6 protein-coding genes are annotated in these 12,526 nt (G+C 62.9%); 2 read left to right on the top strand and 4 right to left on the bottom strand.

The features are described 5' to 3' along the window. Positions 1–33 precede the first annotated feature (33 nt). Positions 34–1,470, bottom strand: coding sequence for an MFS transporter (locus CXQ90_RS10005; protein ID WP_104138831.1), 1,437 nt, complete (start codon positions 1,468–1,470; stop codon positions 34–36). A gap of 140 nt (positions 1,471–1,610) precedes the next feature. On the opposite strand from CXQ90_RS10005, the gene CXQ90_RS10000 reads away from it, so the two are divergent. Together CXQ90_RS10000 and CXQ90_RS23160 are read left to right on the top strand one after the other, a co-directional pair. After that, positions 1,611–2,483: a ribokinase gene (locus CXQ90_RS10000; protein WP_104138829.1), complete on the top strand. Its 873-nt coding sequence runs from the start codon at positions 1,611–1,613 to the stop codon at positions 2,481–2,483. Positions 2,484–2,585: 102 nt separating this feature from the next. Beyond that, complete coding sequence (locus CXQ90_RS23160) at positions 2,586–2,924, top strand: hypothetical protein (RefSeq protein ID WP_308470550.1); 339 nt, start codon at positions 2,586–2,588, stop codon at positions 2,922–2,924. 215 nt (positions 2,925–3,139) lie between these two features. Here the strand turns inward: CXQ90_RS23160 and CXQ90_RS09990 are convergent, their stop codons facing one another. The 3 genes from CXQ90_RS09990 to CXQ90_RS09980 form a co-directional block, all read right to left on the bottom strand. Further along, complete coding sequence (locus CXQ90_RS09990) at positions 3,140–3,787, bottom strand: hypothetical protein (protein WP_078027660.1); 648 nt, start codon at positions 3,785–3,787, stop codon at positions 3,140–3,142. Between the two features lie 195 nt (positions 3,788–3,982). Further along, a complete protein-coding gene (locus tag CXQ90_RS09985) occupies positions 3,983–5,314 on the bottom strand; it encodes a hypothetical protein (RefSeq protein ID WP_181038509.1) in 1,332 nt (443 codons plus the stop codon). Positions 5,315–5,961: 647 nt separating this feature from the next. Further along, entirely contained in the window at positions 5,962–12,441 is a 6,480-nt protein-coding gene (locus CXQ90_RS09980) for a DUF3320 domain-containing protein (protein ID WP_104138826.1), read from the bottom strand. Between the last annotated feature and the right edge of the window lie 85 nt (positions 12,442–12,526).

Below are 12,526 nucleotides of genomic sequence, written 5' to 3'. Positions count from 1 at the left end.
TCGTTTCGTTGGTGCTTGGTTTGGAGAGGGGTGTTAGAGGGATTCGCCCTTGGGGGCGGCGACGAAGAGGCTGACGATGAACGCCGCCGCCGTGATGGCCACCGAGATCCAGAGCGCTGTTGCGTAGCCGGCGGAGGTGGCCTGCGCGGCGAACGGCGCCACGATGACGACGCCGAGGCTCGCGCCGATGCCGAAGGACGCTCCGTTGATGCCGGGCAGGGCGGCGGGGGCTTCCTTGGGTGAGAGCAGGACGGAGAGTCCGTTGATGGCGGTGAGGAAGAAGCCGTTGTAGAAGATGCCGAGGGCTGCGACGGCGATCATCACGGCCACCTGGTTGTCGGAGAAAGTGGCCGCGGCGATGGCGCAGGCCAGGCTCAGCCCGGTTCCGGCGCGGAGGGTCTTGATCCAGCCGCGGCGGTCGGCGAGCCAGCCGGCGAGCGGTGCGGCGAAGACGCCGATGAGCGCGGCCGGGGTCAGGAATAGCAGAGCCGAAACGGACGCGCTCAATCCGAAGCCGTGGTGGATGTCCTGGCTGAGCAGAACCACGGTGAAGTTGATGACGGCGAAGATGCCGGCCAGGGTCAGGACGGTGGTGGCGATGACGGGCCAGACCTGACGGGAGCGCAGGTGGTGGACGGCGATGAGCGGGTGGCTGCGCTTCTTCTCGATCATCCAGAAGGCGGCGAAGGACGCGACGGTGCCGGCCAGCAGCGCCACGGTGCTGGGCGCGGTCCAGCCGGCGGCCGATCCGCCGGAGACGAAGTAGGTGATGAAGACGAGGAACACCGAGAGCGAGCCCGCTCCCCACCAGTCCATGGCGCCGCGGACTCCCTGGGGCCGTCCCTTCGGGACGATCTTGAGGATGCAGCCGGCGGCGACGGCGGTCAGCACCAGCACGACGACGAAGATGGACCGGAAGCCGAGGGTCTCGGCCATCAGGCCGCCAACGTAGCCGTCCACGCCGCCCACTCCCCCGTTGATGGCGGCGATGATCCCCACGGAGGTGCCGAAGAGTCGGGCCTGCAGGTTCTCGCTGAGGACGATGTACGCAAGGGCGAAGACGGCGCTGGACACGCCCTGCAGGAACCTGCCGGCGACGAGCACGGGCAGCGTGGGGGCAGCGATGCAGAGAAGCGTCCCGGCGCCCATGATGGCCAGGACCAGCAGCAGCGCGGCGCGGCGTCCGATGAAGTCGCTCCACCGTCCGATCACCGGGCCGGAAATGGCACCGGCGAGGAAGAACATGGACTGCACGGGGGCGGCGCTGTCGGCGCTCTGGCCGAAGCTGGCGGCGATCTGCGGCAGCGCAGGGGTGACCATGCTGGCGTTGAGCTGGAAGGACAGCACGCCGAGCAGCAGGGTGGAAATGAGGAGGGCGGCGCGGCGGCCGGCGAATTGTGCCTGGTCTGCGTTTGCTTCGGTACCGACGACGGCTGGCGGCGAGGTGGTGACCGGGGTTGGGCTGTTCACATCAAACTCCTTTGTTCTGCAGGCGGGGTCCTGCCTTTGGGATGCGAGTTGTTATACAACCATGTATGACGAACAAGTACAACCATGGCGTACACTATTTCCTAATCCAGCCGCCTTGGCTTCACCCGATAGGACTTCCCATGAGCACTCGACTTCCTGCCGTCACCGTCGTCGGCAGCATCAACCTCGACATCATCGCCACCACCGATCGGCTGCCCACCGCCGGGGAAACCGTCGGCGGCGGCGTCCTGCAGCAGCAGCCCGGCGGCAAAGGTGCCAACCAGGCCGTGGCCGCCGCGCGTCTGGGCGGGAGCGCCAGGATGATCGGAGCCGTGGGCGACGACGCCCAGGGCCGTCTGATGCTGGAGTCTCTTGCTGGCGCCGGCGTGGACACTTCTGACGTGGCAGTGCTCGACGGCGATGCGACCGGCACCGCGCTGATCGTGGTGGACCGCGACGGCGAAAACCAGATCGTGGTGTGCCCTGGGGCGAACGCGGGCTTCTCCTTGGCGGGCGTGGAGTTCTCTGCCCAAGAGACGGTGCTATGCCAGCTCGAGGTGGGCCTGCCCGTGGTGCTGGAAGCAGCCCGGTGCGCCTCCGGTTTCTTCGTGCTGAATGCCGCACCGGCGATGGACCTGCCGACGGAGCTGCTGAAACGGTGCGACCTGGTGATCGTAAACGAGACAGAATATGAGCTGATCCCGGCGCTGGCCGAGGCCAAGCTGGTAGCGGTGACGTACGGGAAGGACGGCTCGGCGATGTTCGAGCACGGGCGGAAGGTGGCCGAGGCTCCAGCTGCTGCTGTGACGGTGGCGAACACAATTGGGGCTGGCGACGCGTTCTGCGCGGCTCTGGTGCTTTCGATTCGGGCCGGGCACCCCTATGAGCAAGCCCTGGCGGTGGCCAATGCCGTCGGAGCGGACGCGGTGAGTGATCCTTCGTCGCAACCGGCACTGGCGCGACTCGAGGAGTACGTTGAGCGAGTGGCTGGGGCCGGGGTTGCTGCGCCGTGACTGTGGTTTTTAGCTTGGCAACGGCCGCCGACTATCAGAGGTCCAGAGAATCACGCGAGAGGCGTACCTCCACGCCAGCACCTAGCCGCCGACCACCCATACATGAGTGCGCTGGATGACGCGGAACACCGGGCGAAGCATGCCGAGGTGTGGGTCGCCGAATCATCGGGCGCAGTCGTGGCAGCAGTGACGCTCACCTTCGCAGGGCAACCGTACAGCGAGATCGCAATTGAAAATGAGCTCGAGTTCCGGATGCTCGCGGTTGATCCTGCCGTCAAGGCGGCGGCGTTGGGCGTGCCCCGTGTCCGGCGGGTCATCGAACACGCGGAGTCGTTGCCGAATCAGCATAACGAGCGCGACGTTCATGGAACGGGCGCATGCCCTTTACGAATCCCTGGGCTTCCGGAGGGTCCCGGCCCGCGATTGGTACGTGCCGGGTGAGGATGTGCTGCTGTGGGTGTTCCGGTTGGAGTTGGCGGTGGTCGATCTTGTCGAAACGGCGCCCGACTCGGCCGGTGGTTGATCCGCCGAACCCCAAAGAGCAGGGGCATTGCCAGCAACAACGGCGGCGCCAAGGCCTTGGGCGCGCACCCGGAGGCGTCACTGCGGCAGCATACTCTCGGGCTCATGCGGCGAGGACGGAGCGCTGCCGGCGTCTACCCCGCAAATTCAAAGTCGACGGTAATTTCGGAATCAACACTTTCGATGAGTCCGGAGTAGAAAACCTTGGCCTGCTCCTTCAGCGCTACTTCGTTCTGGGAGATGTATTTCTGCTTGTTCTCGTCACTGAGGATGTTGTTGACCATGCGAGTTTCAACTGCTGGCGTTGCCAGCCAGCCAAGGGCGTTGTTGCTCTCGAGGGGGTCCTCGAACGTGGGCTTGTCGAAGCCGATGCCAATGAATTGAGGAATGGTCAACCGAAAGGACTTTGGACCGGTGGGTTCGATCTTTACCTGTGACCCATCGATGCCTAATTTTGCGTCGAACTGATACTGGATCAGGGTCGTTTTCTCGCTCGCGGGTATGGCCACACCGAGAACCTCTCCATTGCTTTCGTGCCTCGAGATACCCTCCATGTGAAGGCTGAGCAGGGCGACCTCTTGCAAGCGCGTAACAGACTGAACCACCTGCGAATCACGTTCGTGCGAGCTGCTGGTGAATAGCGATCTGAGTGCGAGCGCGTTGAGTCCCCCGGTTGCAAATGCGACGCCCGTTCCTGCAACAACTAGCACGACGACCAGCAGGACAAGCCAAAGCAGAACGCGGACTTTGAAAAAATTCATTATTGCTTTCAAAAACTTCATGATCGTTGAGACTCCATTTTTGTTCGTCCTCGAGACCCTCTCGGAATTCCACAGTATTGGACGGCCGCAGCGGATCGCCGAGTCAGGTTTCCTCAGACCATATACAAGAGCAAGAACTGGGCGACTATGACGCGCCCACCGGCCCTGGACATAAGGCTGCGACCCGTGCGTTCCCAACCTCGGTGAACAGTACGTCTAGCTAAGTGGTGAGGGCTGGCGCGCAGCAGTGTCCTGGCTCTCCGCCAGGTCCTCTGCATCTTCCGCTAGATCTTCAACCAGCTTCGGCTCAAGGCCGTTCTCGGACAAGTACTTCATTGCCCTTCCAATTGTCTCAAGCTTCTTCTTCAGCTCTTTCAGTGCCTGAGCGGACTCATCGGAGAACTCGTCCAGCCGCTCATATTCGCGGCGGACTGTTATCTCATTTGAAGTTAGGATGCTCCACAGCGTGTAGTCCGGTTCAAGGTTTTGCCGCTGGCGCAGTATCGCGGCCGCCAAGCGGCGCTGAATCACTGCTTCGACGGTTTCGGCTGAAGTGCCGGGGCTGGCAAGGCTAAAGGCGATGCCACCACCACCCGCACCCACCAGCGTCCCCGCAGTTAGAAGTCCACCAATCATTCCTCCAGGACCGAATCCGGCCAGGGCACTCGTGATGACTGCGGCCCCGACTACCCCAGGTGCCGCAGCCAAGGCCAGACCGCCGGTAGCAACGACTAGTGCAACGGCACCCGCGCCGAGTGCTCCCCATTTCTTCCAATCAATTACGAGCGCTCCACTGAGCACATCTTGGGCCTCTTTGGCAGCCTCAAAAACGTGAGTACCGTACTGGCTACCCAACCCCATCTCGGAGGTAAGCTCCCGCATTGCGCCGAGCCAATTACCGCGGTCTACATTGATATCAAACGGCCTGATCACATTTTCGGATGCCAGAACTGTCAGTAGCGTTACCGCGTCCTCCTTAGCGAGATGACGGCTCGGCAGGGGCTTAGGGACGTTCGCATTCGAGTCTGATGCGTCGAAGGCCAGCCTTGCAACTTGAGAGGGCAGCGGCCTCCCCGCTTCCTTATTCCTTTGACGAATTTCGTCGACGACTGTGGCCTGCACTTGCCGCAACGCTCCAGCAAATCGAATACCCTGTTCGCCGTCCAGCCGTTCCTTGAGCAGATGGGCATAACGCAGTGCCACCAAGGCAGTCAGTTCAGACGCATCCAGTGGAATATCGAGACCTCGTTCCGCGAGGACGATTTCCTTGGACTTGGATCCGAAGAGCCCAAACCCCACGGCTTCGGCGACGGCATCGTGTGAAAGGTACGTTTCGGCGTCGTGTACGTGGTGGTTGAATCCAGTTCCAATTCGGAAGTCAAGCATCCAGTTGTACACCGACGACAGGCCCCTGTGGGCCGCTACTGGGTCCAGCACGTTCCAAAAATTTGCCCACCAAGCCAAGTTGGTGGGTGGCTCCTGCATATTTTCGCGCAGTTTGTCGACATTGAATCTGCCGCTCGCCAGTGGGCTGCCGATGGTGACCAAGCCGACCACCTCGAGCTCTTTTGGTAACCGCTGAATCAGGTCTGCAGCAATTACTGACCCTAGGCTATGACCAACGATTACTATCCGGCCAGCTGCGGGCACTTTGCTAAGGATGAGCCGCAGAACCTGTGCTCTGACGTCAGCGTCACCGAGGTACTTTCGGACTTGCGCGAAACCGGGAAGGTTCGCCGCCCCGTTAACCACTAGTTCGGCGCCACCCCAGCCGCTTCCGTGGTCATGTCTTCCTAACCGAAACTCCAGCGCAGCTGTGCGTCGCTCAAAATCCCGGCGATTCTGGCGGAGCTTGTCCCTCGCAGGCTGCTTGACGTTGATCTTCGGCAGAGGGAAGGATTCATCACTGTCCCTGAGTGCGTGGGCATACCTGGGTGCAAGTATGCATTCAGGGTTTATGCCCGGATACCCCAGGCGCGATAACGCCGCCTCAAGGCCAGTCAGCCAGGCACGGTCTCTGTTTCCGTCTCCGACGCCGTGCAGAAAGAGCAGTGTGGGTTCTTGGGACATGGGAACTCCGATCAAAATTTGAATCAATTTGTTTTGGGTGCGGGCGCCAGCTAGCTAACGGCATCTGCAGGCCCGCTTGCTATGCTTCTGGGAAAAATCGATGAGTGCCTAAATGCCTTATTCGCCTAGCTAGCCAGCTGCGCGAATGCACCTCGAAGCTCAAGCCTCTTCGTGTCGACGCCATACTGCAGTCCTTCGTTCAGGCGGGCTGTCACACCTGCCGTCAAACGCTTGCCCCCGAAAGTTTTGATGGTTTCTCGGTGGAGCTCGTCCACTGCGATGCCACCGGAGAGCCGCACGATGTCGACCATCGCGTTCCGAATTTCGACAACGCTGATGTGCTCAGGCTTCCTGGTGGTGTCAGCGCTGTTCGGGCGGAACTGCTCCCACATCTCCCGGTCAACCGAGGCGTCCCAGATAAAACCGTCGGCGTCGCAGTAGTGGAGTGATTCGTCCAAAACATCGAGTACGGAATTTGCCCTTTGCGAGTTCACCTTGTTGAGTTCAAAAGCAGCGCAGACGAGCTTGGCGAGCCGCTCCTGGTGGATAGGTCCTTCTGCTGCGATCACATCTTGGATAGCTTCGCGTACGGCTGTTACGGAGCTGCGGGAGTGAAGCGTGTCCAGTACTTCAAGGCCGCCGAAGCGCCGGACAGTCCAAGGCTCGTAGCTGGACTGGGCGGATGCGGTAACAAGCGTGGCTGGCCTAGGGTTCGCTTGAACGGCCTCCAGGAGGGTTCCCTGGCCAAGCGGCGAAGTGTCCTTGCCGGCGACCAGAACGAACTCCTGCTCAGGTGCGGCCGCCTCTGCCGCCCGTCGTCCGGAGCTCGTCGCCGCGGGAGTTCCGCCAGTCATCGCATCCTGAGGTTCTGAAGCAGGAGCTGCCGCCTCGTACGCTTCCTCCAGAGCAGCTTCAAGCTTGTCCAGCACGGCGTCCCGGTCGGCCAGCCAGGCCGGCAGCCAGACCCGCTGGACTGAGGGCCAGCGCATCATGCGGGTAAGAACATCCCCGGGAAGCCCGTCCCGGTCGCCCGCCGTCCGGCGGGCAGCCCACGCGGGGCTGTCCAGAAGGACGGCCATCAACGGGCGGTTGGGGTTGTCGGGAACGGCAACGCTGATATCAACTTTGAAGTCGGACAGCCCCACGTCTGTTGAAATGACAAAGCCGCGGTCTCGCAGCGCGTCGGCTATCTCTTCCCGGTGCAGGTCGACGCTGGCGGCGCGGCGCCCATCGTAAGGCAGGGCAGCGGTCCCCTGCTCGGCCAGATCAAGGTACGACCGCAGGTGCTTGATGCCCACGGAGCTGGTTTCTTCGGAGCGCAGGTCGGCCGGGTTGAAGCTGGAGAAAACAACAACCTGCCGGCGTGCACGGGTCACCGCCACGTTGAGCCGCCGTTCACCACCGGACCGGTTCAGGGGACCAAAGTTCAGCGGCAGATATCCCTTGTCATTCTTGCTAAACCCGGTCGAGAACAGGATGACGTCCCGCTCATCACCCTGGACGTTCTCAAGGTTTTTGACGAACAGCCCTTCTGAGTCGTCGTCAAGAGCAGCGACGATGCGCGGCTCCTCCGTGTCGCGCAGCAGACCTTCGATCAGTGCGCGTTGCTGCAGGTTGAACGTCACCACACCGATGGAGGGAGTGCCCGCGGAATCAGCATCAAACCTGCGGCGGATCTCGGCCACCACCGCCGCGGCCTCCACAGGATTGGTACGAAGGACCTTGGATGGTCCCGAACGGTGGAACTGGCCGTCGACCCGGACAAAGTTCACGCCGTGTCCGCGGACACCGGCATTCGCAGCGCCGTGGGACGGGCCCGGGAACGAGGAAAGCTTACTGTCGTAGTACTGCTGGTTACTGAAAGCGATCAGCGATTCGTCCTGGCTCCGGTAGTGCCAGGACAGCCACTGCCGTGGCACCCGCGCTTCCACGCATTCGGAAAGGATCGACTCCATGTCCTCCACCACCGAGATCTCGGCGTCCCCGTCGCTGCCGGCGTCGGAGGAAATCTCCGCGAACGACGTCGGCGGCATCTGCTTGCTGTCACCCACCACCACTACTGACGCACCGCGGCCCATGGCACCCACTGCGTCGGCCACCCGTATCTGCGAGGCTTCATCGAACACCACGATGTCGAACAGAGCTGCCTTGGCAGGGAAGAACCGCGCCACCGAATCCGGGCTGACCAGTGTGCAGGGCATGATCCCCGTGATGAGGTCTGCGTAGTGTTCCATTAGTTTGCGGACGGACATGCCGCCCCGCTGCCTGGTCAGTTGCCGCTGCAGCTCGCCCATGCGTCCGGAGGTCGACGACGACGAGACCGTCCGGGAGCGGAGGACCCCGGCGGCGAGGTTGGTTTTGAGCAACTCGCGTACCCTTTCCGCTCGGCTGGTGAACCGCTCGATGGTGCGCTCGTGCACGATGGTGTCAAAGTCGCTCAACCCGGTAGCGATGCGCCGTTCGGCCAGCGACCCTTCAGCCAAACCGCGTTCAAAAGCTGCTGCGGCGTCATCGGCCTCCAGCTCGCCGTCGAGGATGGCACTACGGGCGTCCACTAGCCCCGCAGCACGCAGCGGCTCGACATGGCGGACCAGCTCGAGCCACCGCGTCAGCGGCACCGACCCCGCCGTATCCAGTCGCCGCGCCACGCACGTTTCCCACCAGCGGGCCAGGAAGCCTCGCTCACCGGTCCACGTACGCAGGTCAGCGGTACCCACACCTTGGATCTGAAGGAATTCTTCCCAGGCCTGGGAAAGCTCCCGCAGCCAGCCGACAACGTTCTGGTGGACGTCCGGGGCGTCCTTCAGGAACGTACGGAGCTCGCTCTGGAAGCTCACGACGGCGGGCTCCGGAGACGGCTGCACCGCCTGCGCGGCCCAGCGCAGCCAGGAAATGCGGTGTCGCAGGTCGGCTTGGGCGTCCGGTGTCAGCGGGTTCCATTGCTGATCCGCAGGAAGCCCCGGCAGCGAGCCCCTCGTTGCCCGCAGGCCGGAGACCTCGTGCTGGACGGCCACCAGTTTCTCCAGCAGCGGCACAAGCTCCCTGTGGCGGACTTCAGCTCCGGAAACAAGCACGGGGTACAGTTCGGCGGCCACTGCCAGCAACCGCTTCTTGCGTCCCCAGAACCCGGAAGCTGCGGCCTGCTGCGCACGGCCGAGAATTTCTGGCAGGGGAAGGTCCATGGCCCCCGGCGCTACGTGCTCAAGGCCCGGATGCTGGACGGACGCAAAGGCCGTAACCAGTTTCTCCAGCTGTTCAGCGTTGACAGACCAGTCGCCGGAGCGGACCACATCCAGTGTTCCCAGTGGGACGTTCCGGTCCTGCAGCAGACTAGCGAGAGTTCCGACGTCGGCCGGCGACTGCGCTGCGTCCAGAACCGACGGAAGCCCAGGGGTTGGCCGCAAGGCGTTCAGCGCCTCATTAAGGCGGCGACCCACAGCCAGCAGCTGCTGCTCCTGCTGGTCGCCCGCCGCAACAGAGACGAACCGCCATGGGTGGTCAGGTCCAGGACGGACGGGGTCGGTGAACTCCGGAAGTTCCCGGAACACCTGCCGAATCGAGTTCAGGGTGGAGTCATTCAGAGACGCTGTCAGTTCCGGGCTGAGCGGAACCGTCGCATGGTCAGGTTCATAGGTCAGCGCCTTGGTCCGCGCGCTGTAGAGGGAAAGCTGCGCGCCATTCTCCTCATGGACGTTGTGGGCATACCGGACCAGTCCACGGCGGGCCGAGGCAAGATCGGTGGAGGCAGTCTCAAGCTGCTGCTTGTTCGCAGACAGGCGAAGCTCCAGGGCATGTTTGATCTGCGCCCTGACCACCGCCGGCTTGCTGCCCTTGTCATGCAGGTCAAGGGAGAACGGCCCCATCCCGACGTCGTCGAGCCGCTTCTGAACAACATCGAGTGCTGCCCGTTTCTCCGCGACAAACAAAACCCTTTTGCCGTCAACAATGGCGCGGGTCAGGAGGTTGGTGATGGTCTGTGACTTTCCGGTGCCCGGAGGGCCTTCCAGGACGAACGTCTGGCCGGCGACCGCAGACGCGACTGCCTCCAACTGCGACGAGTCCGCTGGTATTGGACACTGGGCAGCCAAGGCGTCCAGGTCGACGTCGGGCGTGACGGCAACACTGTCTGAATAGAGTTCCGTGGGGGTGCTGATCAGGTGATTGACCAGGCTGTTGGCGGTAAATTCCTTCCAGTTCTCGTCAAGGTCCTTCCACAGGCGGAACTTTGCGAACTGCAACATGGACAGGTCCACGGTGTTTTCCACGCGGAAAGCCAGGGCGTTGGCCGAAACGGCGGCACGGACTGCAGCGAACGCGGCGTCCAGATCGATTCCAAATCCGTCTTCAACCGGCTCGGCGAGGCCCGGGATGCGCAGATCGTGAGACTGGGCCAGCTTCTCGAGAAGGCAATAGTTTGGCGTGGACTGGCCGGTCTCATCGAGTGTGACCCGGTACAGACCGTTTTTCCCTGCAGAACTCAGCTTCACCGGGACCAGAACCAGCGGGGACCGAAGCGCCCGGCCGTCCAGTTCCCACATCAGGCTGCCAATAGCCAGGTAAAGGTTGTTGGCTCCCGTTTCCTCCAGCTGGGTCTTCGCCTTGTAGGCGAGCCCCCGCATCTTGGCGTTGTAGCCGTCTTCGCTGACCTCGGCGAACACCGACTTTTTGGAGCTGAGCAGCTCGGCGAGTTCGTCCTGGGGAAGGTCCCGGCCGAAGCGGACGCCGCGCTCCTGGTGGATGGCACTGATCTGGTTGGACGGAAGCAGACTAACGGGCGTGCCCCTGCTGATGAGGTCCTCGAAGGCGCCCATCCATGCGGTGGGCACTGCGAGTGGGAACCGGGCGGTGTCAGTGAAGTTGATGAGCCTGTTCCGCAGGCTCAGGTCCAGCAAGGCGTTCTTCCACTGGAGCACCCGGGGTGGAACATCGGATGCGGTCCGGGAGGCTCCTCCGCTCGAGGGTGCCTTCTGGGGCAGAGCCGGCGAAGTCTTGGTTTCCGGGACGTAGTTGACCACGGTGTAGGTTCCGGCGTCGGACGTGGTCCGGGCCGGCAGCGGGTAGATGCCATCGAGGCGGGCGCGCCTGATGTCAGTCACCGCGTTGATCTCGTCATTGCCGCTTTCCACATAGCGGTTCAGCGGGCTGCTGCGGAGTGCGGCCGCCGAGATCGGCTGACTGCCCGTGAGGAGAGTGGTTTCCACGAGGCCGACGAAGCCCCGCTGTACGAGGCTGACCAGCTCTGGCACGTCGTCGGACGCCGCAGTGCTGAGGCTGCCTTCCTCGCGCCAGTAGCCGAGGAATGCGTGGCCGTCCACTAGCCAGAGCAGAGGCCTGATGCCGCAGAATTCTAATGCGGCGGCCAGGACCAGCGTGGTGTCCAGGCACGTGCCCAAACGATCGTCAAGGACTTGCGCCGGCGTCCGTATCTGCTGGCCTTCCAGTCCCCAGCTGGCGGGTGGCATGCTGTAGCGGATGTCACGGGCGCTCATGGCCTGGGCGATGGCGAACACGATCTGGTCAACCCGGTCCCCGTCTTCCAGGTACCCGTCGAAGCTGCCGCTGCCCGTTGTTTGCATCAGGATGTCGGCGGCTTCCGACATGAGTTTGGTGATGCTGGGATGGTGTGGTTGCACGTACGCGGCCAGGAACTCGTAGGAGACGAGTCCCCGGCCGGCGATCCACAGCTGGGCGGGCAGGAGCGTCAGGTCCGTCTCCGCGCGGCCCAGCTCCGCCACGGCGGCATCGGCGCCCGCCGCGTGGACGGTGACCAGCACCTTTCCCATCTGGCGGTCAGCCAGTTCATACATGGTGGCGGCCTGAACAGGAACGTTGAGGTCATCGAGCGTGATGGTTTGGCCTGCGGCAAGGTCCACATACTGCTGGAAGTCGCCGGAGATCCGGCCTGACTGCGCGGAGGCCTCCACCTGGACCACTGCACCGCGGATTTCCGCGCCATTGTTGGTGATCTTGACCTGCCTGACGAAGCGGAAGCCGTTGTGCGCCATCGCGTAGCTCAGTGCATCTGCTGTGGTCACCGCAACCACAACGTGGGCAGCGGATGCAGCCGGTCCATGGGCCGAGGGCTCACCTAGAAGGCTTTCCTCCGGGTGGTCGGACTGCTCGACGGCGGCCGGCAGAGCCTCCTGGTCTTCTTCCGGCTGTTCAGGGTTCGGAGAAGAGCGGTTCTGGTACTCGGTGAGAAGCGCAGCCAACTCGCTGTGAGTTTGGTCCAGCCCGATCACTTTTGCCAACCGACCGGCGGTGTCCAGGGCACGGAAGGTATCGGCGTCGTCAAAGGATTCATTGTGTGCCCAAAGGTTGCGTGCCTGGCGCAGCTCGGAGGTGTGGCTGCGCGCATCGTGCGGGAGGTTGAAGGGGTAGCCGAGTGACCCCATGGATTCAGTCATAATGCGCAGCTGCAGGCTGAGATCGGTGGGGGCGTAGGTTTGCGCGGCCCGACCGGCGTTCTCGTCCTTGTGCTGAATGATCTTGGTCCAGGGCACGCCGGGGGCTAGCTCAGCGAGCACTCCTGTGATGTAAGGCTCAAGGCCAACCGCCAAGACCTCAAGGGCCCGGCCCACGTACTCGCGGTTGGACAGACTCATCGGATTCCCCCATCTACGGCACCGGCATCAGCACCGTCATTCAATCTATGCATCCAATCATGGCATCCGGCCCTGACAATCCTGC

This window comes from Arthrobacter sp. ZGTC131 (assembly GCF_002929275.1).
Taxonomy (GTDB): domain Bacteria; phylum Actinomycetota; class Actinomycetes; order Actinomycetales; family Micrococcaceae; genus Arthrobacter.
Note: the sequence above shows the minus strand (reverse complement) of the source record. Positions and strands in the feature narration are given on the sequence as shown.